Source organism: Colwellia sp. BRX10-1 (genome assembly GCF_014077545.1).
Taxonomy (GTDB): domain Bacteria; phylum Pseudomonadota; class Gammaproteobacteria; order Enterobacterales; family Alteromonadaceae; genus Colwellia_A.
This window is the reverse complement of the sequence record NZ_JACGWC010000003.1, coordinates 247,463-270,955: the sequence shown is the minus strand read 5'-3', so window position 1 is coordinate 270,955 and position 23,493 is coordinate 247,463. Positions and strand designations below refer to the sequence as shown.

Annotated in this window: 40 protein-coding genes and 1 tRNA gene; 1 reads left to right on the top strand and 40 read right to left on the bottom strand. The window is 40.7% G+C overall.

Going from position 1 to position 23,493, the window contains the following annotated elements; translation table 11 throughout:
• Nucleotides 1–95 precede the first annotated feature (95 nt).
• The 7 genes from rplL to H4J75_RS05105 all read right to left on the bottom strand — a co-directional run bounded on the left by rplL (nucleotide 96) and on the right by H4J75_RS05105 (nucleotide 3,911).
• On the bottom strand, nucleotides 96–455 hold the full coding sequence (rplL, locus tag H4J75_RS05135; protein ID WP_070375048.1) for a 50S ribosomal protein L7/L12: 360 nt from the start codon (nucleotides 453–455) through the stop codon (nucleotides 96–98).
• A gap of 114 nt (nucleotides 456–569) precedes the next feature.
• Complete coding sequence (rplJ, locus tag H4J75_RS05130) at nucleotides 570–1,064, bottom strand: 50S ribosomal protein L10 (RefSeq protein ID WP_182217228.1); 495 nt, start codon at nucleotides 1,062–1,064, stop codon at nucleotides 570–572.
• Nucleotides 1,065–1,363: 299 nt separating this feature from the next.
• Complete coding sequence (gene rplA, locus H4J75_RS05125) at nucleotides 1,364–2,068, bottom strand: 50S ribosomal protein L1 (RefSeq protein WP_070375050.1); 705 nt, start codon at nucleotides 2,066–2,068, stop codon at nucleotides 1,364–1,366.
• Between the two features lie 3 nt (nucleotides 2,069–2,071).
• On the bottom strand, nucleotides 2,072–2,500 hold the full coding sequence (gene rplK, locus H4J75_RS05120) for a 50S ribosomal protein L11 (protein WP_070375051.1): 429 nt from the start codon (nucleotides 2,498–2,500) through the stop codon (nucleotides 2,072–2,074).
• A 267-nt stretch (nucleotides 2,501–2,767) separates the two neighbouring features.
• The gene (gene nusG, locus H4J75_RS05115) at nucleotides 2,768–3,364 is read right to left on the bottom strand and encodes a transcription termination/antitermination protein NusG (protein WP_197517671.1); all 597 of its coding nucleotides are present in this window, start codon (nucleotides 3,362–3,364) and stop codon (nucleotides 2,768–2,770) included.
• Between the two features lie 2 nt (nucleotides 3,365–3,366).
• The gene (secE, locus tag H4J75_RS05110) at nucleotides 3,367–3,747 is read right to left on the bottom strand and encodes a preprotein translocase subunit SecE (protein ID WP_070375052.1); all 381 of its coding nucleotides are present in this window, start codon (nucleotides 3,745–3,747) and stop codon (nucleotides 3,367–3,369) included.
• Nucleotides 3,748–3,834: 87 nt separating this feature from the next.
• Nucleotides 3,835–3,911 (bottom strand) — tRNA-Trp (locus tag H4J75_RS05105).
• Between the two features lie 251 nt (nucleotides 3,912–4,162).
• Here H4J75_RS05105 and H4J75_RS05100 point away from each other — a divergent pair.
• Complete coding sequence (locus tag H4J75_RS05100; protein WP_182221535.1) at nucleotides 4,163–4,567, top strand: OsmC family protein; 405 nt, start codon at nucleotides 4,163–4,165, stop codon at nucleotides 4,565–4,567.
• A 39-nt stretch (nucleotides 4,568–4,606) separates the two neighbouring features.
• Here the strand turns inward: H4J75_RS05100 and H4J75_RS05095 are convergent, their stop codons facing one another.
• From H4J75_RS05095 to H4J75_RS04935, 33 genes are all read right to left on the bottom strand, one after another.
• Complete coding sequence (locus H4J75_RS05095) at nucleotides 4,607–5,506, bottom strand: phosphoribulokinase (protein WP_070375054.1); 900 nt, start codon at nucleotides 5,504–5,506, stop codon at nucleotides 4,607–4,609.
• A gap of 150 nt (nucleotides 5,507–5,656) precedes the next feature.
• Nucleotides 5,657–6,061 carry a 50S ribosomal protein L17 gene (gene rplQ / locus H4J75_RS05090; protein WP_070375055.1) on the bottom strand — a complete coding sequence of 135 codons (405 nt, stop codon included), beginning with the start codon at nucleotides 6,059–6,061 and terminating at the stop codon, nucleotides 5,657–5,659.
• 42 nt (nucleotides 6,062–6,103) lie between these two features.
• Complete coding sequence (locus H4J75_RS05085; RefSeq protein WP_070375056.1) at nucleotides 6,104–7,093, bottom strand: DNA-directed RNA polymerase subunit alpha; 990 nt, start codon at nucleotides 7,091–7,093, stop codon at nucleotides 6,104–6,106.
• A gap of 24 nt (nucleotides 7,094–7,117) precedes the next feature.
• A complete protein-coding gene (gene rpsD / locus H4J75_RS05080) occupies nucleotides 7,118–7,738 on the bottom strand; it encodes a 30S ribosomal protein S4 (protein ID WP_070375057.1) in 621 nt (206 codons plus the stop codon).
• A gap of 33 nt (nucleotides 7,739–7,771) precedes the next feature.
• Nucleotides 7,772–8,161 carry a 30S ribosomal protein S11 gene (gene rpsK, locus H4J75_RS05075; RefSeq protein ID WP_070375058.1) on the bottom strand — a complete coding sequence of 130 codons (390 nt, stop codon included), beginning with the start codon at nucleotides 8,159–8,161 and terminating at the stop codon, nucleotides 7,772–7,774.
• 13 nt (nucleotides 8,162–8,174) lie between these two features.
• Nucleotides 8,175–8,531 (bottom strand): 30S ribosomal protein S13, encoded by a 357-nt coding sequence (gene rpsM, locus H4J75_RS05070; protein ID WP_070375059.1) that lies wholly within the window; start codon nucleotides 8,529–8,531, stop codon nucleotides 8,175–8,177.
• A gap of 158 nt (nucleotides 8,532–8,689) precedes the next feature.
• Nucleotides 8,690–8,803 carry a 50S ribosomal protein L36 gene (gene rpmJ / locus H4J75_RS05065; RefSeq protein ID WP_083277954.1) on the bottom strand — a complete coding sequence of 38 codons (114 nt, stop codon included), beginning with the start codon at nucleotides 8,801–8,803 and terminating at the stop codon, nucleotides 8,690–8,692.
• Nucleotides 8,804–8,841: 38 nt separating this feature from the next.
• Complete coding sequence (secY, locus tag H4J75_RS05060) at nucleotides 8,842–10,170, bottom strand: preprotein translocase subunit SecY (protein WP_070375060.1); 1,329 nt, start codon at nucleotides 10,168–10,170, stop codon at nucleotides 8,842–8,844.
• A gap of 6 nt (nucleotides 10,171–10,176) precedes the next feature.
• Entirely contained in the window at nucleotides 10,177–10,611 is a 435-nt protein-coding gene (gene rplO / locus H4J75_RS05055; protein WP_070375061.1) for a 50S ribosomal protein L15, read from the bottom strand.
• 2 nt (nucleotides 10,612–10,613) lie between these two features.
• A complete protein-coding gene (rpmD, locus tag H4J75_RS05050) occupies nucleotides 10,614–10,793 on the bottom strand; it encodes a 50S ribosomal protein L30 (RefSeq protein WP_070375062.1) in 180 nt (59 codons plus the stop codon).
• Between the two features lie 6 nt (nucleotides 10,794–10,799).
• Nucleotides 10,800–11,309 carry a 30S ribosomal protein S5 gene (gene rpsE, locus H4J75_RS05045; protein ID WP_070375063.1) on the bottom strand — a complete coding sequence of 170 codons (510 nt, stop codon included), beginning with the start codon at nucleotides 11,307–11,309 and terminating at the stop codon, nucleotides 10,800–10,802.
• Nucleotides 11,310–11,318: 9 nt separating this feature from the next.
• Nucleotides 11,319–11,672, bottom strand: a complete 354-nt coding sequence (gene rplR, locus H4J75_RS05040) for a 50S ribosomal protein L18 (protein ID WP_070375064.1) — start codon at nucleotides 11,670–11,672, stop codon at nucleotides 11,319–11,321.
• A gap of 9 nt (nucleotides 11,673–11,681) precedes the next feature.
• Nucleotides 11,682–12,215: a 50S ribosomal protein L6 gene (gene rplF / locus H4J75_RS05035; protein WP_070375065.1), complete on the bottom strand. Its 534-nt coding sequence runs from the start codon at nucleotides 12,213–12,215 to the stop codon at nucleotides 11,682–11,684.
• A 10-nt stretch (nucleotides 12,216–12,225) separates the two neighbouring features.
• Nucleotides 12,226–12,615, bottom strand: coding sequence for a 30S ribosomal protein S8 (gene rpsH / locus H4J75_RS05030; protein ID WP_146799770.1), 390 nt, complete (start codon nucleotides 12,613–12,615; stop codon nucleotides 12,226–12,228).
• Between the two features lie 19 nt (nucleotides 12,616–12,634).
• Nucleotides 12,635–12,940, bottom strand: a complete 306-nt coding sequence (gene rpsN, locus H4J75_RS05025; RefSeq protein ID WP_070375066.1) for a 30S ribosomal protein S14 — start codon at nucleotides 12,938–12,940, stop codon at nucleotides 12,635–12,637.
• A gap of 4 nt (nucleotides 12,941–12,944) precedes the next feature.
• Complete coding sequence (gene rplE / locus H4J75_RS05020; RefSeq protein ID WP_070375067.1) at nucleotides 12,945–13,490, bottom strand: 50S ribosomal protein L5; 546 nt, start codon at nucleotides 13,488–13,490, stop codon at nucleotides 12,945–12,947.
• A 15-nt stretch (nucleotides 13,491–13,505) separates the two neighbouring features.
• The gene (rplX, locus tag H4J75_RS05015) at nucleotides 13,506–13,820 is read right to left on the bottom strand and encodes a 50S ribosomal protein L24 (protein WP_070375068.1); all 315 of its coding nucleotides are present in this window, start codon (nucleotides 13,818–13,820) and stop codon (nucleotides 13,506–13,508) included.
• A 12-nt stretch (nucleotides 13,821–13,832) separates the two neighbouring features.
• Entirely contained in the window at nucleotides 13,833–14,201 is a 369-nt protein-coding gene (gene rplN, locus H4J75_RS05010) for a 50S ribosomal protein L14 (protein WP_070375069.1), read from the bottom strand.
• A 333-nt stretch (nucleotides 14,202–14,534) separates the two neighbouring features.
• Nucleotides 14,535–14,786 (bottom strand): 30S ribosomal protein S17, encoded by a 252-nt coding sequence (rpsQ, locus tag H4J75_RS05005; protein ID WP_070375070.1) that lies wholly within the window; start codon nucleotides 14,784–14,786, stop codon nucleotides 14,535–14,537.
• On the bottom strand, nucleotides 14,786–14,977 hold the full coding sequence (gene rpmC, locus H4J75_RS05000; protein WP_070375071.1) for a 50S ribosomal protein L29: 192 nt from the start codon (nucleotides 14,975–14,977) through the stop codon (nucleotides 14,786–14,788). Before rpmC ends, rpsQ begins: the two co-directional genes overlap by 1 nt.
• Entirely contained in the window at nucleotides 14,977–15,390 is a 414-nt protein-coding gene (rplP, locus tag H4J75_RS04995) for a 50S ribosomal protein L16 (RefSeq protein WP_070375072.1), read from the bottom strand. Before rplP ends, rpmC begins: the two co-directional genes overlap by 1 nt.
• Nucleotides 15,391–15,400: 10 nt before the next feature.
• Entirely contained in the window at nucleotides 15,401–16,096 is a 696-nt protein-coding gene (rpsC, locus tag H4J75_RS04990; protein WP_070375073.1) for a 30S ribosomal protein S3, read from the bottom strand.
• A 12-nt stretch (nucleotides 16,097–16,108) separates the two neighbouring features.
• The gene (rplV, locus tag H4J75_RS04985; RefSeq protein ID WP_070375074.1) at nucleotides 16,109–16,441 is read right to left on the bottom strand and encodes a 50S ribosomal protein L22; all 333 of its coding nucleotides are present in this window, start codon (nucleotides 16,439–16,441) and stop codon (nucleotides 16,109–16,111) included.
• 10 nt (nucleotides 16,442–16,451) lie between these two features.
• The gene (gene rpsS / locus H4J75_RS04980) at nucleotides 16,452–16,727 is read right to left on the bottom strand and encodes a 30S ribosomal protein S19 (RefSeq protein WP_070375075.1); all 276 of its coding nucleotides are present in this window, start codon (nucleotides 16,725–16,727) and stop codon (nucleotides 16,452–16,454) included.
• Between the two features lie 88 nt (nucleotides 16,728–16,815).
• Nucleotides 16,816–17,640 carry a 50S ribosomal protein L2 gene (gene rplB / locus H4J75_RS04975; RefSeq protein ID WP_070375076.1) on the bottom strand — a complete coding sequence of 275 codons (825 nt, stop codon included), beginning with the start codon at nucleotides 17,638–17,640 and terminating at the stop codon, nucleotides 16,816–16,818.
• 12 nt (nucleotides 17,641–17,652) lie between these two features.
• A complete protein-coding gene (rplW, locus tag H4J75_RS04970) occupies nucleotides 17,653–17,955 on the bottom strand; it encodes a 50S ribosomal protein L23 (RefSeq protein ID WP_070375077.1) in 303 nt (100 codons plus the stop codon).
• The gene (gene rplD / locus H4J75_RS04965; RefSeq protein ID WP_070375078.1) at nucleotides 17,952–18,557 is read right to left on the bottom strand and encodes a 50S ribosomal protein L4; all 606 of its coding nucleotides are present in this window, start codon (nucleotides 18,555–18,557) and stop codon (nucleotides 17,952–17,954) included. Before rplD ends, rplW begins: the two co-directional genes overlap by 4 nt.
• 15 nt (nucleotides 18,558–18,572) lie before the next feature.
• The gene (rplC, locus tag H4J75_RS04960) at nucleotides 18,573–19,211 is read right to left on the bottom strand and encodes a 50S ribosomal protein L3 (RefSeq protein ID WP_070375079.1); all 639 of its coding nucleotides are present in this window, start codon (nucleotides 19,209–19,211) and stop codon (nucleotides 18,573–18,575) included.
• A 12-nt stretch (nucleotides 19,212–19,223) separates the two neighbouring features.
• Nucleotides 19,224–19,535 carry a 30S ribosomal protein S10 gene (gene rpsJ / locus H4J75_RS04955; protein ID WP_070375080.1) on the bottom strand — a complete coding sequence of 104 codons (312 nt, stop codon included), beginning with the start codon at nucleotides 19,533–19,535 and terminating at the stop codon, nucleotides 19,224–19,226.
• Between the two features lie 246 nt (nucleotides 19,536–19,781).
• Nucleotides 19,782–20,255, bottom strand: coding sequence for a hypothetical protein (locus H4J75_RS04950; protein ID WP_182217232.1), 474 nt, complete (start codon nucleotides 20,253–20,255; stop codon nucleotides 19,782–19,784).
• 73 nt (nucleotides 20,256–20,328) lie between these two features.
• Complete coding sequence (locus H4J75_RS04945; protein ID WP_182221534.1) at nucleotides 20,329–22,356, bottom strand: hypothetical protein; 2,028 nt, start codon at nucleotides 22,354–22,356, stop codon at nucleotides 20,329–20,331.
• Nucleotides 22,340–22,885 (bottom strand): hypothetical protein, encoded by a 546-nt coding sequence (locus H4J75_RS04940; protein ID WP_182221533.1) that lies wholly within the window; start codon nucleotides 22,883–22,885, stop codon nucleotides 22,340–22,342. The genes H4J75_RS04945 and H4J75_RS04940 overlap by 17 nt, the downstream gene beginning before the upstream one ends.
• Nucleotides 22,875–23,414, bottom strand: coding sequence for an RNA polymerase sigma factor (locus H4J75_RS04935; RefSeq protein ID WP_182221532.1), 540 nt, complete (start codon nucleotides 23,412–23,414; stop codon nucleotides 22,875–22,877). The genes H4J75_RS04940 and H4J75_RS04935 overlap by 11 nt, the downstream gene beginning before the upstream one ends.
• Nucleotides 23,415–23,493 lie beyond the last annotated feature (79 nt).

Here is a 23,493-nt window from a genome sequence, read left to right as displayed (position 1 = left end):
TTTAAAAAAAACCACTTTCTTTAGCGCAAAAAGGCCGGTGACTTTAAAGTCACCAGCCATTGCCTTTTCAGGCAAATAATCTGTTTAAAAACAGATTATTTGATCTCAACAGAAGCGCCAGCTTCTTCAAGAAGAGTCTTAAGAGCTTCAGCTTCAGCTTTGTCAACGCCTTCTTTAACAACGCCAAGAGCTTCAACTAAGTCTTTAGCTTCTTTAAGGCCTAAACCTGTAGCGCCACGAACTGCTTTGATTACTGCAACTTTCTTCTCACCGAAGCTAGTCATAACAACGTTGAATTCGCTTTGCTCTTCAACAGCTTCAGCTGGTCCAGCAGCGGCAACAGCAGCTGATGCAGATACGCCAAATTTTTCTTCCATTGCTTCGATTAAAGCAACAACGTCCATTACTGACATGTCAGCAACTGCGTTTAGGATATCGTCTTTAGAAATAGACATTTTAAATTTCCTGTTTTTTAATAAACAGCCTTTGGCTGTTTGAAATAACTATAAATACAAAAAGTGCGAATTGTGCTCTGCCTATGTTTAAGTAATAGCAGAGGTAAACAATTATTAAGCGGCTTCTTGTTCTTTCTGATCGCGTACTGCAGCAATCGTGCGGACTAATTTGCCTGCAGATGCTTCTTTCATTGCGCTCATTAAACGTGCAATCGCTTCGTCGTAAGTAGGTAGCTTAGCTAACACATTTACGTCTACTGAATTACCTTCAAATGCAGCTGCTTTTAAATCAAAGGCTTCGTTAGATTTAGCGAAGGCTGTGAATAAACGTGCAGCGGCACCTGGGTGATCAGATGAAAAAGCAATTAATGAAGGTCCTTTGAATACGTCAGAAACACATTCAAATTGAGTACCTTTTACTGCACGACGTGCTAATGTGTTACGGACAACTTTCATCCATACACCACTTTCACGTGCTTGCTTACGCAATGCAGTAATTGCTTCCACTCCAACACCACGGGCATCCGCGATTACAACTGAGTGAGCGCCACTAGCAGCTTCTTGAACTTCAGCAACAATTGCCTTTTTGTCATCAAGATTGATAGCCATTGGCTTTAACTCCTGGTTCACCGGTTAAATAAACCGGTATTTACTATCCCTAGTTTATATTCTTTCAAAGAAAGTAAACTAGGCCGTTACGGCGAGGACCAGAATTAGGAAATACTGGGTAATCACCATCTACGTAGGAAAAATTAAGTCTATTAAAGTAAATAATTACCTCATAAACTCCTACGGTCTTTGACGGGGTTGTTTAAACTTCTAAAAGAATAAAACAACACCTACCAAAATTTTTAAGGGCGAAATTATAGTCTATAATTTAACCCTTGTAAAGTGCAAAAAATGTGACTTTACTTAGAAACTGCTGTCAAACTAGCTTGGTTTACCGATACACCGGCGCCCATAGTAGTTGAGATAGAAAGTTTCTTAATGTACTGACCTTTAGCATTTGCTGGTTTAGCTTTCTTTAAAGCTTCCAATAAAAACTCTAGGTTTTCTTGTAATTTAGCATCGTCGAAATCAGCCTTACCAATAGTAGTATGGATGATACCGTTTTTATCATTGCGGTAACGGATCTGGCCCGATTTTGCATTGTTAATAGCGGTTACAACGTCTGGTGTTACAGTACCAACTTTAGGGTTAGGCATTAAACCACGTGGGCCTAAAATCTGACCAAGTTGACCAACAACACGCATAGCATCTGGAGAAGCGATTACAACATCAAAGTTCATCTCGCCTTTTTTAACTAATTCAGCTAAATCTTCCATACCTACGATGTCAGCACCAGCTTCTTTCGCTTTCTCAGCATTTGCGCCCTGTGTAAATACAGCAACACGAACATCACGGCCAGTACCATTTGGTAATACAGCTGCGCCACGTACGTTTTGGTCTGATTTACGAGCATCGATGCCAAGGTTTACAGCAACATCTACACTTTCACGGAAGTTTGCAGTAGCAAGTTCTTTTAATAAAGAAATGGCTTCAGCAATATCATAATCTTTTAATACGTCTACTTTTTCACGGATTAGACGAGCGCGTTTCGTTAATTTAGTCATTGATTAGTCCTCTACCACTAAACCCATTGAACGAGCAGAACCCGCAATGGTACGCACTGCAGCTTCCATAGAACCAGCAGTTAAGTCAGCTTCTTTTGTCTTAACAATTTCTTCAAGTTGAGCTGTAGTAACAGTACCCACTTTGTCAGTGTTAGGACGGCCAGAACCGCTTTTGATGCCAGCTGCTTTTTTCAATAAGTAAGAAGCAGGTGGTGTTTTTGTTTCAAATGTAAAAGAACGATCGCTGTATACAGTAATAACTACTGGTACTGGAGCGCCTTTTTCTAAAGATTCTGTTTTTGCGTTGAACGCCTTACAAAATTCCATGATATTCACACCGTGTTGACCTAAAGCAGGACCAACTGGCGGTGACGGGTTTGCTGCACCAGCAGCAACTTGTAGCTTGATTAGAGCTTGGACTTTCTTAGCCATTTTTCAATACCTTTAGTTTGGGTGTTAACGCTAAAATTTAATTCAGCTCCCCGTTGTTCGATTATCCTTACTTTTTCCTAAACGACGAAGTCACTTAAAAAAAATAGGCAGCGGATTATATATTAAAAAAGCCCTTTTACACAAGACTTTAATGAAATTCTTATTTATATGGCTTTAGAGGTAGTTGAACGGATGTTATTGATATAACAAAAAAGGCTAGAGATTCACATCTCTAGCCTTTTCGAATTATTATTTATTACTGAGTGGTTAGCCTTTTTCGACTTGTCCGAACTCTAAATCTACTGGTGTTGAACGACCAAAGATTAATACCGATACTTTAATACGGTTTTTATCGTAATCTAATTCTTCAACAACACCGTTAAAGTCAGCAAATGGGCCATCAATAACACGAACCACTTCGCCGGGCTCAAACAATGTTTTAGGACGAGGCTTGTCGGTATCTTCTAGTCTTTGTAAAATACGGTCAGCTTCTTTTTGTGAAATAGGTGCTGGGCGATCACTGGTACCACCGATAAAACCTAAAACACGTGGCACACTTTTAACTAAATGCCAGGCTTCAACATCCATTTCCATTTGTACTAATACATAGCCAGGGAAAAACTTACGTGAACTCTTACGCTTTTGACCAGCACGCATTTCAACGACTTCTTCGGTAGGCACAAGAATTTGACCAAACTTTTCATGCAATCCTTGAATTTCGATATGCTCAACCAATGTTTTTTGCACGCGTCCTTCATAGCCAGAAAAAGCTTGTACAACATACCAACGTAATTTCGGGTTTGTGTTAATTGCTTTTTCTTCGTTTTGTTCATTCTCTTCAGGAGATAAAATTTCTTCAGTCATGATTACACCTTCAAACCTGTAATAAAGCCAACTACCCAAAATAGCGTAGAATCAAGTCCCCACATCACTAAAGACATAATAAAAGTAGCGAACAATACGATACCTGTAGTTTGTATCGCTTCTTGGCGTGTTGGCCAAACAACTTTACGAATTTCAGTACGTGATTCTTTCGCAAATGCAACGGCGTTGTGACCTTTAACAGTTTGCATGGCGATTACACCAGCAATAACGATACCGACAACGGCACCTATCGCACGGTATAAAACGGATTCATCACCGTAAAAATAATTGGCGAAAACGACTCCGGCTAAAAGCAGGATAACGATCATCCATTTTAGCGAATCAAGAGATCCGTTTGGCTGGCTTTCTGTACTTGCATTCATAATATTGACCTGTAAATATTTGCCTATGGCATGTTAACTTCATCACTGAAGTTACTTCAAAAGTATTAAAAAATACTTTATAAAATATGGCAGGGGTAGAGAGATTCGAACTCCCAACCGTCGGTTTTGGAGACCGCTGTTCTACCAATTGGAACTATACCCCTAGTTTACTTTCCATCTAAGATGAAGAGTTACACTTTTCTGGTGAATCTTAGTTTGTTTGGGAATTTAAAGAGACTCAAGAAGTGAGGCGCCATTATACTAATGATATTACTTTTCTCAAGTGATATTTTCTTTTGTCTGCTGTTTGTTGGCTTCAAGGTTCTTTTTCTGATTATCTAGGTGAAGCACTAGTAAATTTCAGCCGATGCACGTTAATATATTACCCATTAATAAGTAGATATAAGGTCTAACAATGAAAGCAAGTGTAAAATGGATGGGTGAAGAATTATTTATGGGTACTTCGCAAAGTGGTCATACGATTGTTTTGGACGCTAACGCCGGTGCATCTGCCCCTAGCCCGCTAGAGAATGTATTGATTTCATTGGGGGCTTGTTCCTCAGTAGATGTTGTCAGTATTCTTGATAAATCTAGGCAAAACGTCAGTGGCTGTAAAGTGGATATTGAAGCTAAGCGTGTAGACTCAGTGCCGAAACTGTTTTCTGATATTCATCTGCACTTTGTGATAACAGGTCAGGAAGTTTCAGCAAAACATGTCGAGCGCGCCGTTAAGCTTTCTGCTGACAAATACTGCTCAGTGGCATTAATGTTAAATAAAACTGTAAAAATCACCCATGACTTTGAAATAGTCGAAGAGTAAATGCACGATGTGCTGTAATTTACGTTACAGCACAATTTACTACAAATCAGTCATCCAATCTAATTGCTTATTGGCGCGGTGCTTTTTCTCCATTAAATCTCTGATCAATGGTGTTAACAGTAATTCCATGGCAAGCCCCATTTTCCCACCCGGCACAACTAAGGTATTGATCCGTGACATAAAGGCACCGTCAATCATCGATAAATAGTAAGGAAAGTCAACCCCGGTAGCTTCGCGAAAGCGTATCACCACAAAACTCTCATCAAGACTTGGTATCGCTTTTGCACTAAAAGGGTTCGAGGTATCTACTGTCGGAACGCGCTGGAAGTTGATATGTGTCTTTGAAAATTGTGGCGTTATGTAAGAGATATAGTCTTCCATACTGCGTACTATGCTTGCTGTTACCGCTTCTCGACTATGTCCACGTTGGTTAGTATCGCGTATTATTTTCTGTATCCACTCTAAGTTAACTATAGGTACCATACCAATTAACAAGTCGACATGTTTTGCTACGTCATTTTTTTCAGTGACCACGCCGCCATGTAACCCTTCATAAAAAAGTAAGTCAGTGCCATCACCGAGTTTTTCCCAGGGTGTAAACGTACCCGGCATTTGGTTATAGGGAACGGCTTCATCAAAAGTGTGTAGGTATCGACGCATTTGGCCTTTACCCGTTTCAGAGTAAGTGCTGAAAAGTTTTTCTAGGGCGTCGAAATCGTTAGCTTCATCACCAAAATAACTAATGTTTCTTCTGTCTTCTCTCGCCTTACGCTTTTCGAGGTCCATTTCTTGTCGAGAGTAGCGATGAAAACTATCTCCTTCAACCGTAGCTGGAGTGATACCCAATGAACGAAATATATGTGCAAACGACTCTATCGTTGTCGATGTACCTGCTCCTGATGATCCGGTTACAGCAATGATAGGATTACGTGATGACATAATTGATTCTCTTAAGAGTGGGGGTAAATGTTATACGGAGAATTTTAAGGTTGGTCAAGTTTACACTAGGGTTGATTATCATTATTTTTAAAAACAAAAACGGAGCCGAAGCTCCGTTTTTAATTTTAAAGCAAATTTAGCTAGGCTAAATTAAGCTTCTGCTGACTCTTCAACTTCTTCTGCAACAACATCTGATGCAGGACGGTCTACTAATTCAACATAAGCCATAGGCGCTTTATCACCAGTACGGAAACCACATTTTAAAATGCGAGTATATCCACCTGGACGTTCTTGGTAACGTGCACCAAGTTCGTTAAATAAAATACCTACTACTTCTTTATCTTGTGTACGAGCAAACGCTAAACGGCGATTTGCAACACTGTCGGTCTTGGCCAATGTAATCAGTGGCTCTACAACGCGACGTAGTTCTTTAGCTTTAGCTACAGTCGTTTTAATAACGCCGTGCTTAACTAGTGAACTTGCCATATTACGGAACATCGCTTGACGATGACTGCTATTACGGTTTAACTGGCGACCGCTTTGACGATGGCGCATAAGTTAATCCTTCTCTCAAACTATTAAAAAACGATAAACGAATTAGTCGTTATCAGCGATGCTTTCAGGCGGCCAATTTTCAAGGCGCATACCTAAAGATAAACCACGAGACGCCAAAACGTCTTTGATTTCTGTTAAAGACTTCTTACCTAAATTAGGTGTTTTAAGAAGCTCAACTTCTGCACGCTGTACTAAATCGCCAATGTATTGAATTGCTTCTGCTTTTAAGCAGTTTGCTGAACGAACTGTTAATTCAAGATCATCAACTGGACGAAGCAAAATAGGGTCAAATAAAGGTTTCTCTTCTTTTGGCTCTACTTCTTTAATATCACGCAATTCTACAAACGCATCTAGCTGTTCAGCTAAAATTGTTGAAGCACGACGAATAGCTTCTTCTGGATCCAATGTACCATTGGTTTCCATATCAAGTACAAGTTTGTCTAAATCAGTACGCTGTTCTACTCGGGCAGAGTCAACATCGTAGGCAATTCTTACAACTGGACTGAACGAAGCATCAACTAACAAACGTCCGATTGCACGATCTTCATCCTCGGCATCGCGTCTAACTGAAGCAGGAACATAACCACGTCCCATTTCAATTTTGATGCGCATGCTGATAGAACCTTCACCTGTTAAATTACAGATTACATGATTAGGATTTGCGATTGTTACATCTCCGTCATGTTGGATATCAGCTGCCGTTACAGGGCCTTCACCGGATTTAGTTAAAGTAATAACAGCTTCGTTTTTACCTTCTAAACTTATAGCTAATCCCTTAAGGTTCAACAATATTTCGATGATGTCTTCTTGCACACCCTCTTTACTACTGTATTCGTGTAGAACGCCGTCAATCTCAACTTCAGTTACAGCACAACCTGGCATTGAAGATAGAAGAATGCGACGTAAAGCATTACCTAAAGTATGACCAAAACCACGCTCTAATGGCTCTAAAGTTACCTTAGCACGAGTCGCGCTAATGGTTTCAATACCAACCAATCGCGGTCTAAGGAATTCGGTTACAGAACCCTGCATATATTTCCTCTCTTAAGTGCTACTTTACTTAGAGTAAAGTTCAACAATTAACTGTTCATTAATTTCGGCAGACAAGTCAGAACGATCAGGAACACGTTTGAAAACGCCTTCAAGTTTCTTGTTATCTACTTCAACCCAGACTGGCTTCTCACGTTGCTCAGCTAATTCTAAAGCAGCGATGATACGCGCTTGAGTTTTAGATTTCTCACGAATAGAAACTGCATCTTCAGCTTTAACATTGAAAGATGGAATATTAACAACTACGCCGTTTACTACGATAGCTTTATGGCTAACTAGTTGACGAGCTTCAGCACGAGTGCTTGCATAGCCCATACGGTATACTACGTTATCAAGACGAATCTCTAAAAGTTGTAACAAGTTTTCACCTGTATTACCTTTCAAACGAGCCGCTTCTTTGTAGTAATTACGGAATTGCTTTTCTAGTACGCCATAAATACGACGAACTTTTTGTTTTTCACGAAGTTGAATACCGTAATCAGACAAACGACCGCGACGTGCGCCGTGCTGACCTGGTATTGTTTCGATTTTACATTTAGTGTCAATTGCTCTAACACCGCTTTTAAGGAACAAATCTGTTCCTTCGCGACGACTAAGCTTTAACTTAGGACCTAAATATCTAGCCATTTTCTTTCTCCAACTATCCTAAAAAAAGTACGATTAAACGCGACGTTTCTTAGGAGGACGACAACCATTATGAGGAATAGGCGTAACGTCAGTAATGTTGGTGATTTTAAAACCAGCAGCATTTAGGGCACGGATTGCAGACTCACGTCCTGGTCCAGGGCCTTTAACGAAAACTTCAATATTCTTCAAACCAAACTCTTTTGCAGCGGCGCCAGCGCGGTCTGCAGCTACCTGAGCAGCAAATGGGGTAGATTTACGTGAACCACGGAAACCTGAACCACCTGCAGTTGCCCAAGATAAAGCATTACCTTGACGATCTGTAAGAGTTACGATTGTGTTGTTGAAAGAGGCGTGGATATGAGCCATGCCATCAGCAACTTGTTTTTTAACGCGTTTACGCGTACGTACAGGTGTTTTAGCCATTGTCTAGTTCCTCTTACTTCTTAATTGGCTTACGAGGACCTTTACGGGTGCGCGCATTAGTTTTAGTGCGTTGACCACGTAATGGAAGACTGCGACGATGGCGTATGCCACGGTAACAACCTAAATCCATAAGACGTTTAATATTCATTGAAACTTCACGGCGTAAATCACCTTCTACGGTGTATTTATCCACTTCAGCACGTAGCAAATCTATTTTTGCTTCGTCTAATTCACTGATCTTCGTTGATTCTGCGATACCTGCTGCTGCACAAATTGCTTTTGCGCGAGTCGCTCCGATACCGAAAATCGCAGTAATGGCGATTACTGCATGCTTACGATCAGGGATGTTAATGCCAGCGATACGGGCCACTAACACATCTCCTATTTAAGGTTAAAATTATCAGGTTGGAAAGCCCGTTAGGATACCCAACCCGTCTTCTTTTCTGCAAATCGAAGCGGCATTATACAGAAATCTCTGCACAATGCTACTTCTAAAAGATATTGCTGTCAGCTTAGATGAAACTAAGCTTAACCTTGTCTTTGTTTGTGCTTTGGTTCTACACAAAGAATGCGTACTACGCCTTTGCGTTTAACCACTTTACAATTACGACAAATCTTTTTTACGGATGCACGTACTTTCATTTTATACTCCGTTTACCTATTGAGTTAAGTCTAACGACCTAACCTTTTAAGTTAGCTTTCTTAAGCACATTGTCATATTGATGAGACATCATATGCGTTTGTACTTGTGCCATAAAGTCCATAATAACCACTACTATAATAAGTAATGATGTACCACCGAAGTAGAACTGAACGTCCCATGCGATGATCATGAACTGAGGTACCAAACAGATAAAGGTAATATACAACGCACCCGCTAAGGTTAAGCGTGTCATCACTTTATCTATATATTTAGACGTTTGCTCACCAGGACGAATCCCAGGAATAAACGCACCTGATTTTTTTAGGTTATCTGCTGTTTCACGCGGATTGAAAACAAGAGCCGTGTAGAAGAAACAGAAAAATATTATCGCTGCGGCAAGTAACATAACGTACAACGGCTGACCTGGAGAAATAGCAATAGATACTTCTTGTAGAAAGTCAGCAACTGCACCTTCACCTTGTCCAAACCAACTCGCTAGAGTGCCGGGGAACAAGATAATACTTGATGCAAAGATAGGTGGTATAACACCAGCCATATTAACTTTAAGCGGTAAATGCGTGCTTTGCGCGGCGAAAACCTTACGGCCTTGCTGACGCTTAGCGTAGTTAACAACAATACGTCGTTGACCACGTTCTACAAATACTACAAAAAAGGTTACAGCGAATACTATGACACACATCAGCAATAATACTAATAAGTGCAATTCACCTTGACGCGCCATCTCTGCTGTTTGTGCAACAGCTGAAGGCATGCCAGCAACAATACCTGCAAATATTAAGATAGATATACCGTTACCAATACCACGTTCAGTAATTTGTTCACCTAACCACATTAAAAACATGGTACCGGTTACTAAACTTACTACAGCGGCAAAGTAGAAACCAAAACCTGCGTCCATTACTAGACCCGGCATCATTCCTGGTAAACTTCTTGCAATTGCAATTGATTGTACTGTCGCTAGAACTAACGTGCCGTAGCGGGTGTATTGACTGATCTTACGACGTCCAGCTTCACCTTCTTTTTTCAGCTCTGCCATTGCGGGATGAACCACAGTAAGCAATTGCATGATAATTGAAGCTGAGATGTACGGCATAATACCAAGTGCCAATACAGAGGCTCGCTCAAGTGCACCACCAGAGAACATGTTAAACATTTCTACGATGGTGCCCTTTTGTTGTTCAAACAACTGAGCTAATACAGCGGCGTCAATACCAGGGATTGGCACAAATGATCCTAAACGGAACACAATTAGTGCGCCGAGAACAAACCATAATCTTTGCTTGAGCTCAGACATTCCGCCTGCGCCTTTACTACCTTTTGAAGGAGCCATTCCTGGTGTAGCCATGCTGTACTATTCCTCGATTTTTCCGCCAGCAGCTTCAATAGCTGCACGTGCGCCTTTAGTAACACCTAAACCACGAACCGTAATTGGACGGTTAATATCACCAGACAACATAATTTTTGCTGTTTTGATGTTACGTGTAATTAGGTTTGCATCTTTAAGAGCAAAGATATCGACAACATCACCTGTGATGTTGTTTAGTTCATGTAAACGTACTTCAGCGCGAACTAAAGATTTACGTGACGTGAAACCAAACTTAGGTAAACGTTGTTTCAATGGCATTTGACCACCTTCGAAACCTGGACGTACACTACCGCCAGAACGAGACTTCTGACCTTTGTGGCCACGTCCGCCTGTTTTACCAATGCCAGAACCAATACCACGCCCACAGCGCTTCTTAGCTTTCTTTGCACCTGGTGCAGGAGATAAAGTATTTAAATGCATAATTAATCCTCCACCTTAACCATATAAGATACTGTGTTAATCATACCGCGTACAGATGGAGTGTCTTCTAACTCTACTGTATGACGGATACGACGTAATCCAAGACCTCTTAATGTAGCTCTATGCTTCGGTAAACGACCGATAGAACTTTTCATTTGAGTTACTTTTACTGTTTTAGCCATGCTCAATTACCCCAGTATGTCTGCAACGGTTTTGCCACGCTTAGCTGCAACACCTGCCGGCGATTTCATATTCGCAAGAGCTGAAACAGTAGCACGAACTACGTTGATCGGGTTAGTAGAACCGTATGCTTTTGACAATACGTTCTGAACACCTGCAACTTCTAGTACTGCACGCATCGCGCCACCGGCGATGATACCTGTACCTTCAGAAGCTGGTTGCATGTAAACTTTAGAACCAGAATGCTTGCCAATAATGACATGCTGAAGAGTAGTACCCTTCAAATCTACGGTTACTATGTTACGGCGTGCTTTTTCCATTGCTTTCTGGATTGCAGCAGGCACTTCACGTGCTTTACCGTATCCAAAACCAACGCGTCCAGCACCATCACCAACTACTGTAAGTGCAGTGAAACTGAATATGCGACCACCTTTAACCACTTTTGAAACGCGGTTAACGGCAATTAGCTTTTCAGCCATATCACTTTGTTGTGAGTTTTCTTGATTATGATTAGCCATTATCAACTCCTAGAACTGCAGACCAGCTTCACGAGCTGCTTCTGCTAACGCTTTTACGCGACCATGATAACGGAAACCAGAGCGATCAAAAGCAATGCTAGTGATCCCTTTAGCTACTGCACGTTCAGCAATTGCTGTACCGACTGCAGTTGCTGCGGCAACGTTACCTGTTTTATCTAACTGAGCACTGATTTCTTTGTCTAAAGTAGACGCAGATGCGATAACTTCAGAACCCGTTGGAGCGATCAATTGCGCGTAAATATGGCGAGGAGTACGAAATACAACTAAACGATTCGCACCCAACTCGCTAATTTTTGCACGAGCGCGTTTAGCGCGGCGCAAACGAGATGTTTTCTTATCCATAGTATTATCCTACTTCTTCTTAGCTTCTTTACGGCGAACATGCTCGTCACTATAACGTATACCTTTACCTTTATAAGGCTCTGGCTTACGGTAAGAACGAATGTCTGCAGCAACTTGACCAACCAACTGTTTATCAGCACCTTTCAGTATGACTTCAGTTTGACTAGGAGTTTCAACAGTAATCCCATCAGGGATTGCGTGGTTAACTGGGTGTGATAAACCTAAAGATAAGTTTAAAGACTTACCATCAGCTTTTGCACGATAACCAACACCGTTTAATAACAATGTTTTTACATAACCTGTACTTACACCTTCAACCATATTCTGGATTAAAGCACGTGTAGTACCGGCTTGAGCCCAAGCGCCTTTAACATCGGCAACGATATTAGTAATGATGCTATTTTCTTCTTGAGAAATAACAACGTCACTATGGATCGTGCGAGATAATTCGCCCATTGGACCTTTAACTATAATGTCTTGACCTGATAACGTAACAGTAACGCCAGCAGGAACAACGACAGGTGCTTTTGCAACACGAGACATATATTTCTCCTTACGCTACGAAACCGATGATTTCACCGCCGATACCCGCAGAGCGAGCAGCGCGATCAGTCATCAGACCTTTAGAAGTAGATACGATCGCAATACCCATACCTGCAAGAACTTTAGGAAGTTCATCACAGCTTTTGTATATACGAAGACCAGGACGTGAAACACGCTTGATCGTTTCAATTACTTCTTTACCTTCAAAATATTTCAAAGTTACAGATAACTCAGGCTTAACTTCGCCTGATACTGAAAACTCTGATACATAACCTTCTTCTTTAAGCAAGTTTGCGATAGCAACTTTTACTTTAGAAGATGGCATTGTAACTGCAACTTTTGCTGCAGATTGACCGTTGCGAATGCGTGTAAACATATCCGCGATAGGATCAGTCATCATAACAATTTACTCCCGTGAATTACCAACTAGCTTTCTTAAGACCTGGAACTTCACCACGCATCATTGCTTCACGCAATTTGATTCGGCTTAAACCGAATTTACGTAAGAAACCATGAGGACGACCAGTAATGTTACAACGGTTACGTTGACGACTACTTGATGAATCACGAGGTAAACTTTGAAGTTTCAATACAGCATCCCAACGATCTTCTTCAGAAGAATTATCGTTAGAGATGATTGCTTTTAATGCACTACGCTTTTCAGCGTACTGTGCTACTAATTTGGTTCTTTTAGCTTCACGAGCTTTCATTGACGTTTTAGCCATAACTCTACACCTTGTTCTTAAACGGGAAGCTAAAGGCAGACAACAATGCGTGTCCTTCTTCATTATTCTTCGCGCTAGTAGTGATAGTAATATCCATCCCACGAATTTTATCGATTTTATCGTAATCGATTTCAGGGAAGATTATTTGCTCACGTACGCCCATGCTGTAGTTACCACGGCCATCGAATGACTTAGGGTTTAAGCCACGGAAATCGCGGATACGAGGAATAGAGATCGAAATTAAACGCTCTAAAAATTCCCACATACGTTCGCCACGTAGAGTTACTTTTGTACCAATAGGATAACCTTCACGAATCTTAAAGCCCGCAACAGATTTGCGTGCTACAGTCGTAACTGGTTTTTGACCTGAGATTGCAGTAAGATCATTTGTGGCATGGTCTAATACTTTTTTATCAGCAATAGCTTCACCAACACCCATGTTAAGGGTGATCTTTTCAATCCGAGGGACTTGCATGACACTTTTGTATTCGAACTTCTTCTGAAGGTCGTTTACAACAGTATCTTTGTAAAAATCATGCAGTTTCGCCATCGTTTACTCCAATAATTAAACTAGTTCGTTGTTAGATTTGAAGAAACGAACTTTTTTGCCGTCTTCAATTCTAAAGCCTACACGATCTGCTTTACCCGTTTTAGGGTTAACAATCGCTACGTTTGAAACTTGTAAAGAAGCTTCTTTTTCAATAATCCCACCAGGCTGCTGTAACTGAGGTACAGGCTTAGTGTGTTTCTTGATCAAGTTTATGCCTTCTACAAATACTTTGCCGTCATCAACAAGAACTTTAGTGACTTTACCAGTCTTACCCTTGTCTTTGCCAGCTAGTACAATAACTTCATCATCACGACGAATCTTAGATGCCATTATCGTGACTCCTTATAGTACTTCAGGTGCAAGTGAAACGATTTTCATGAACTTTTCATTACGAAGTTCACGCGTCACTGGACCGAAAATACGAGTACCAATTGGTTGTAAGTTAGCATTTAACATTACAGCCGCGTTTTCATCAAAACGGATGGTTGAACCATCTGAACGACGAACACCTTTCTTAGTGCGCACAACTACCGCAGTCAGAACATCACCTTTTTTAACTTTGCCGCGAGGATTTGATTCCTTCACTGCAATTTTAATGATATCACCGATACGCGCGTAGCGACGGTGCGAACCACCAAGAACCTTTATACACTGTACACGTCGAGCGCCGCTGTTATCAGCTACGTTCAGTTGTGATTGCATTTGGATCATTGAGTTTTACTCCGCTATTTATCTAAACAAACTTAGATATAATTTAAGGCCAGAAATTTGACCCGTCACTGCCTTCTACTGCCCCCATAAAAACGTCAGACGAATTCGGAGGGCGCGAGATTATAACACCACCAAAATGAAAGTGATACCTTATTTAGTTAAAAAATAAACAATTGCTAGGCATTCACCCTAGTAAAATATCCTTTAACACCATTGGCATCTCATCATCAAGCTATTAGTTGTCGGCAATATTTTAAGCAAAAAAAAACCCTATCACACTGTGATAGGGTTTTTATTTAACACGTTCGTTAAAACAAATTTACAAAAAGTAAATTATGCTTTAGTAATTACAGCAACTAAAGTCCAGTTTTTAGACTTTGAAATTGGTGCAACTTCACGAATTGTTACTAAATCACCAGCATTACATTGGTTAGTCTCATCATGCACTTTCAACTTAGTTGAACGTGTAAGGTACTTACCGTAAATAGGGTGCTTAACACGACGTTCAATTAATACAGTGATAGACTTATCCATTTTATCACTGACAACACGACCTTGTAGTGTGCGGATTTTAGCTTCGCTCATTACTTACCTGCCTTTTCAGTTATGATAGTCTTTACACGTGCAATATTGCGACGTACCGTTCTTAGCAAATGAGTTTGTGCTAATTGTCCTGTGCTTGCTTGCATGCGATAGTTAAACTGTTCGCGTAATAATGCAAGCATTTCAGTATTTAGCTCTTCAATGCTTTTATCTTTTAATTCACTAGCTTTCATTACATCACCGTTCTAGTTACGAAAGATGTTTTGAACGGAAGTTTAGCCGCTGCTAAAGCAAATGCTTCGCGTGCGATTTCTTCCGATACACCTTCCATTTCATAAAGAACACGGCCAGGTAGAATTTGGCATACCCAATATTCCACTGAACCTTTACCTTTACCCATACGAACCTCAAGAGGCTTTTTAGTAATTGGCTTATCAGGGAATACACGTATCCAGATTTTACCTTGACGCTTTACGTGACGAGTCATTGCTCGACGTGCCGCTTCAATCTGACGCGCAGTCATACGACCACGTTCCATTGATTTTAAACCGAAAGTACCGAAGCTAACTGAGCTACCGACGTGTGCAAGACCACGGTTGCGCATTTTAAATTGCTTACGGAATTTAGTACGTTTTGGTTGTAACATTACTTAGCTCCTACTTAGGCTTGCGGTTGTTTTTTCTTTTAGGTTTAGCCGCTGGTACTTCTGCCTGTAGAGGCATGTTACCAATGATTTCACCTTTAAAGATCCACACTTTGATACCAATAACACCATAAGTTGTGTTACCGCGTGCAATAGCGTAATCGATGTCAGCACGTAAAGTGTGTAGTGGTACACGACCTTCACGATACCATTCAGCACGTGCAATATCTGCACCGCCTAAACGACCACTTACTTGTACTTTAATACCCTTTGCGCCTAGACGCATAGCATTTTGTACAGCACGTTTCATAGCGCGACGAAACATCACACGACGTTCTAATTGACTAGCAATACTGTCAGCAACAAGCTGCGCATCCATTTCTGGCTTACGTACTTCAGCAATGTTGATTTGAGCAGGAACACCAGCAATTTTAGAAACTGCTAAGCGTAGTTTCTCAACATCTTCGCCTTTCTTACCGATAACAACACCCGGACGAGCCGTATGAATTGTTACGCGGATAGATTTAGCTGGACGCTCAATAACTACTTTTGATAATGATGCACGAACAAGCTTCTCTTTCAAATATTCGCGAACCAAATGGTCACCGCGTAAATTTTCAGCGAAGTCTTTGTTACTTGCAAACCACGTAGACGCGAAAGGTTTCGTGATACCTAAGCGAATACCGTTAGGATGAACTTTTTGACCCATACTAATATACTCCTAAGAATCAGACACGATCACAGTAATGTGACTTGTGCGCTTAATTATACGATCCGCGCGGCCTTTTGCACGAGGACGAATACGTTTCATTGTAGGACCATCGTCAACTGTAATAGTTTTTACGATAAGTTCATCAATGTCTGCACCTTCGTTATGTTCAGCGTTAGCAATTGCAGAGTTAAGTACTTTTTTAACTAATTCAGCAGCTGATTTGTTGCTAAAAGTTAAAATTTCAAGTGCTTTCTCTACATGTAAGCCGCGGATTTGATCCACAACTAAACGTGCTTTCTGAGCAGAACCGCGGGCAAATTTATGTATAGCGATAGCTTCCATTCAATTTCCCCTATTTCTTCGCTTTCTTATCAGCGATATGACCGCGATAAGTACGAGTTGGTGCAAATTCTCCTAATTTGTGACCGATCATTTCATCAGTTACAAATACAGGTACGTGTTGACGGCCATTATGGACAGCTATGGTCAATCCGATCATCGTTGGGATGATCATTGAACGACGGGACCAAGTCTTAATTGGCTTTTTATTCCCGCTTTCCAGAGCTTTCTCTACCTTCGTCAGCAAGTGTAGGTCTATAAATGGACCTTTCTTGAGAGAACGTGGCATGGTGAATCCTCTTTATTTACCCTTCATGTTGAACTTAACTTTACCGAAGTAAACCAAGCTCAAACAATCAGAGTATTAATTAAATGTACTATTTAGTACGACGACGCACGATAAATTTATCAGTACGTTTGTTTGAACGAGTCTTGTAACCCTTAGTTGGTACGCCCCAAGGGGATACCGGGTGACGACCGCCAGACGTTTTACCTTCACCACCACCGTGTGGGTGATCAACTGGGTTCATGGCAACACCACGAACAGTTGGGCGAACACCGCGCCATCTTGAAGCACCAGCTTTACCCAAAGAGCGAAGCATGTGTTCAGAATTGCCGATTTCACCTAAAGTAGCACGACAGTCAGACTCAATTTTACGCATTTCGCCAGAGCGAAGACGTAAAGTGACATATGCACCGTCTTTAGCAACTAGTTGAGCGTAAGTACCAGCAGCACGTGCTATTTGAGCACCTTTACCTGGTTTAAGTTCGATTGCATGCACAACACTACCTAATGGTGTGTTGCGTAAAGCCATAGTATTACCAGCTTTGATTGGAGCATCAACACCTGACTGGACTGTATCTCCAGCGCTTAAGCCTTTAGGGGCTAGGATGTAACGACGTTCACCATCAGCATATAATACTAGTGCAATATTAGCAGAACGGTTTGGATCATATTCCAAACGTTCAACTTTTGCAGGGATACCATCTTTATTACGTTTAAAATCGATCATGCGGTAATGTTGTTTGTGACCACCACCAATATGACGAACCGTAATACGACCGTTATTATTACGACCACCAGACTTAGACTTAGTGTCTAGTAATGGTGCGTAAGGCTTACCTTTATGCAACTCCGTGTTTACCACTTTAACTACGTGGCGACGACCCGGAGAAGTAGGTTTACATTTAACTATAGCCATTTTCGTAAACTCCTATGATTCCGCGCCGACGAAGTCGATGTCGCTGCCTTCAGCAAGAGTAACGTATGCTTTTTTCCAGTCGCTTCTGCGACCAAAACGAGCACCAGTACGTTTCACTTTACCTTTAACATTTAATGTGCGAACACCGTCTACTGAAACTTCAAAAAGTTTCTCAACAGCAGCTTTGATTTCAGCTTTAGTAGCAGTAGTAACAACTTTGAAAACAACAGTGTTGTTTGCTTCAGATGCCATAGTGCTTTTCTCAGAAATGTTCGGTGCTAAAAGCACTTTTAACAAACGTTCTTCGCTTATCATCCTAACATCTCCTCAAGTTGTTTAACTGCAGTAGCAGTCATCAAAACTTTTTCGAAACCAACCAAGCTAACTGGGTCAATACCGTCTACGTCACGAACGTCAACTTTGTACAAGTTGCGTGCTGATAAGAACAAGTTCTCATCAACTTCTGGAGTGATGATTAATACATCTTTTAACTCCAAGCCGTTTAGTTTAGCTACTAATTCTTTAGTTTTTGGTGTTTCAACAGTAAAGTTTTCTACCACTACTAAGCGATCTTGACGAACAAGCTCAGATAGGATGCTTTTAATCGCACCACGGTACATTTTACGGTTTACTTTCTGGCTGTGGTCTTGAGGTTTAGCAGCGAATGTTACACCACCAGAACGCCAAATTGGACCACGGCTAGTACCAGCACGAGCACGGCCAGTACCTTTTTGACGCCAAGGTTTTGCACCACCGCCACTTACTTCTGAACGAGTCTTTTGAGCACGAGTACCTTGACGAGCGCCAGCTGCATATGCAACTACTACCTGATGTACTAATGCTTCGTTAAACTCAAGTCCAAAAGTTGCTTCAGAAACTTCAAGAGCACCTGCAGCGTCTTTTAATGATAATTCCATCACGAATCTCCTGGACTAAGCTTTAACAGCTGGTTTGATGATTACGTTACCGTTGATAGCACCCGGAACCGCACCTTTAATAAGGAGCAAGTTACGTTCTGCGTCAACGCGAACCAATTCAAGGTTTTGTGTAGTACAGCGCACAGAACCCATGTGACCAGACATTTTTTTGCCTTTGAAAACGCGACCTGGTGTTTGACACTGACCTAACGAACCGTTTGAACGGTGAGAGACAGAGTTACCATGAGTAGCATCTTGCATAGTAAAGTTCCAGCGTTTAATACCGCCTTGGAAGCCTTTACCTTTAGATGTACCGGTTACGTCTACTAATTTAGTGTCATTAAAAATTGAAACAGTGATTTCACCGCCCAATTCTAAACCTTCGCCTTCATTTTCGTTTAAGCGGAATTCCCACAGGCCACGGCCTGCTTGAACGCCAGCTTTAGCGAAATGCCCAGCTGCTGGTTTTGTAACACGGCTAGCCTTACGGCTACCTGTTGTAACTTGAAGCGCCGAGTAACCGTCAGTTTCTAAAGTTTTCACTTGAGAAATACGGTTGGCTTCAACTTCTAGAACGGTTACAGGTGTTGAAACGCCATCTTCAGTGAAGATACGAGTCATGCCTACTTTACGTCCAACTAGACCAATAGTCATTGTTAAAACCCCTTAACCCAAGCTGATTTGAACGTCAACGCCAGCTGCTAGATCTAAACGCATTAATGCGTCTACAGTCTTTTCAGTTGGCTCTACGATATCAATCATGCGTTTGTGAGTACGAATTTCATACTGATCACGCGCATCTTTGTTAACGTGTGGAGAAGTCAAGATAGTAAAACGCTCTTTACGTGTAGGAAGTGGAATTGGACCACGAACCTGAGCACCAGTGCGCTTTGCAGTATCTACGATTTCAGCTGTTGATTGATCAATCAAACGATGATCGAACGCTTTCAAACGAATGCGAATTCTTTGATTTGACATTAATCAAATCCCCATTTTTAAAGAACAACAAAATACATCCCATCACCTTTTATATGTAAAAGGGGGGTGTATCGCTAATAACATTCAACTCCCTATCGGAGCTGCTGTAAACCTTAACCGTAAAGGCTAAGGTGAAAATCCGCACAAAGCGTGAGCGATGTGCGGATGCGTATTATACATAACTGATAATATTTATCAAGCCTAAATATTTTTTATCACTAAAGCTCAGGTGCGGTGGCGATCAGACTAAATTGATCCCGACTCACATTGCTCAGTTCTCAACGATTTTTCAATAAGCAAGGGTCTAAGGAGTTCAGTGGTAATAATTTCTGAAACAATATTTTTAGACTGTTCTTCTTCGATCCAAATGGAAATATTATTATCATCATCAAAAGAGCGGTTCAATTTATAACTCAGGCCTGCTTTTAACGTTACGTCAAATTTAACGAAGGCATTCTTTTCACGAATGCTCATGCCATTTTGATAAATTTGCGCTTTTACCCATAATTGGTGATTACCTGCTTGATACTGCTTAGGTAAATTCCATTCAATTGGCCTTTTATATAGACACATAAGATGGATATACTCAAATTGCTTACCCCGTTCTTTTTCAAAGTTAACAAAGCGAAATTTACCTTCATCAACATCGGCTTTGATTTGATAAGCGCTACATCCAGCCAGTATTAATGATAACGCGGTTATAATTGTAAATTTATTCATCAGTTGTCTCCGTTATTGATTGTTAATATAGGTTATCTGCTTTTTAGTACAAACTGCTATCCTTATTATCAGCTTAGTTTGAACTGTTTATCCGATCCAAAGCCTGTTGGGCTTGTGCTACAGAGCTCATATCTACAGACAAGAAGAAAGCAGGAAGATCTTTATCTTGGTAAACCGCAACGAACTCATGCTGTTCATTTTCTCTTAAAATAAGTAATGTATAGACTTCATCCGCTTTTAACTTTGCTATACCGGCTAAAAATTCACTTGGCTTGTTATTAATAAAAATGGTGTTGTTTAAAGCCAATATTTTATCTCCCGCCAACAAACCTGCCCGACTTGCCATGCTATTACTACTGACTTGTTTAACTAACAAAGCATAACCTGCTTGATAATCAGTCATCTTACCAATTAGACCATACTTGTTATCGAGCTTTTTCTCGCGGTAAATATCAACAATACCAGTGTTAATACCACTGACCTGATAATAAGAGGCCACTTCTAACAACAATTGATCTAATTCGTACTGAAGTGAAGGCGTTAAGGTCTGACTATTTATTAAGGACTGCGTTGTTAATGGCGGCGATAAAATTGCCGATAAGACGGTTTCAGCACAATCTATTTCACTTAACGTAGCTGTTGACGTAATTTCATAAATCGACTGTTTAGACTCAGTAGATTCCTGTGCTAGCGTTAATTTATATTGCTTAGCCGGTTCAACATTTAGGGTAACATTTAATAATGGCCGCCCCACCATTGGCTCAATGATATAATCGTCGACTATCGTACCATTGGTTCTGGCTGAATTACGATCAGTAGGATTACCAAACCAACCTTTAATCGAACCTGTTCTTGTACGGATTAAGGTTTTAATACCCGCTTCACCCGTCCGGCTACCGCCCGATATTCTTGGGGCAATATCAAGGGTACTCGCCATTTGACTATTAATGGCACGAGAAGGTCGAGGAGAAAATACCGCTTGAAATCGATGAACGCCTGGCGACAGGCTTAACCTTGTTGGAGCTGAATTTCCATAAAGCTCACTCAGTGACTGACCATTGTGGCTAATTATCTTATAGCCTTTTATCCCCGTGAAGTATCGACTTAACGATGCACATTGCTTATCGTCGACTGAATCTACAATGGCAGTACCATTTATTTTATAGTGGCTTTCAGGCAATATTTTTGGCTGGTAATTACCTTTTAATAGCCGTTCTTTATTATCTCGTCGAACGGTAATCTCTATATCCTCGCCAATAGCTAAACGATTAACATAGTGTTGAAACTTCTGATTGGGTGAAGCTTTTACCGTTAAGTCACTTTTATTGTTTAGATTTACAATCACATCACCACTGGCTAATTTTAAGGTATGGGCGACGGAGAAAGGATGAACGGTTAATACCTTCAGCGTGTCATTGTTGGTATCATTACCTTGGTCAAATGTCAGACCAAAACTCCCCTTTAATCTAAGCGGCACTATATTACTTGTTGCTACTGAACCCTTAATACTTGATGAGTTCTCAAGCGCTAACTTTCCCATTAAATTATATAAGCGTATCTCAAGATCTCCAGGTAAGGAGACCGAATTTATCATCTGGGATGTTAATGGCTGATGCTTAGCTACTAACACGCTGCGAGTGTCTGGATGACAATTTTGCAGATTTTTTTCTACGACGAGTACAGTTCCATCCTCTTCGTTTATCGGTAACAGTTGATAGTTAGCGTCGGCAACCACGGTTATTAATAGCTGGTGGTCAACAGTTTTTTTAATCAATGCCTGCTGTTTATTTACATCAATACCATTGTGGTAACTAAGATAATCGGCTGTCCGCCAAGCCCTTACCTTTAAGCTATGTTGTCCTGGAGCGACAAACACAGTTTGGTAGCTATTATCTAAATAGGCGTTGTTGTCAATCGCACTATTGTTATGTGACAACAGCTGGAAGGTTATCGACTGGTTTTGTTGATTATTAGCAGTCAGCGCTAGCGTTGCACATTCATGCGTTTGTGGCGTTGCGGCGAATAAGGGCTTTGATAAAAGCAGCACTAATAACACACCGCTATACTTATTAGTGAATAAGGCCTTAAATACTAAACTCATCGTTACCTCCTTGTTGATACTCGAGCACTTGTTGCATTAATGTGCTTCTGTGTTTTAATATCGCTACTTTAACTTTCAAAGATGGCTCGTTAAGCAGCTTGGCTTCCACTGCAGAGATTTCTTGCAATAGATAGTATTGATTTACTTGTAGCTGGCTATATTCAGCGAGTTGTAATTCCATGCTTTGGTTAGTTTTTAATGCCATAACTAACTGTTGTTGTAATTGATAGTTATACCAACTCAAACCACCTATAAATAAAAATGACAGCGACGCAGCCATAGCGAGTAACAGTTTTTTCTCTGTAAATATATTTGTAGATTTACTCTGCCCCCTTGTACGATGAGTTGAAGCGGCTAAACGATGATTAATTTTCTGCCAATTGAGTTCATCGGGTGTTTCTAGCGCTATTTCATCTGTCGACTGTTGCAATGCAGTTATTTCTTTACGTACCGAATCAAAGGTTAAATATGAATCAAGCTGATGCGTTTGCTCAGTTAAGTCATCACCATTTTTTTTGCTAATTAACATACTTTTTTACCTCTGCATTCGCCCTCAATTTTTGTAAACACCGACAGACAACTGATTTTGAATAACTTGGTGTTTTTCCAATAACTTCCGCGATTTCGCTATGCTTATATTGCTCTGCTATATATAGCCACATAATCAAACACTCCATTTCGGACAATCGCTCGAACAAGTAAAGTAATAAATTGCGGTTCTCATAGTCGCTTTCCATACTATTTTCTAAAGACACCGCTTCGGATAAATGCTCAATGCCAATCGTTAAGCGTTTAATTTTTTTTAAAAAATTAAAGGTATTATTAAAGGCTATTCTTTTTAGCCAAGCAATAAAAGGCACCTGTTGATGAAAAGAAGCTAAATTGTTAAAGGCATCTACAAAGGTATCTTGTAATAGGTCATTAGCATCATGGCGGTTTTTACAAATCTTAAGAATTGCAGTAAAGATAATAGGAGAGAGTAACCGGTAACATTGTTCTAATGCCACCTCATCACCCTGCTTCATACTTTCCAGTAGCTTGTCATTCCATTTCGTCAAAACTGATCCCTTTTTAGCTGTCTTAATAAGTATAACAATTGGGGCGTGTAAAAGGTCGCAATTATGTTAGTTAAGGTAT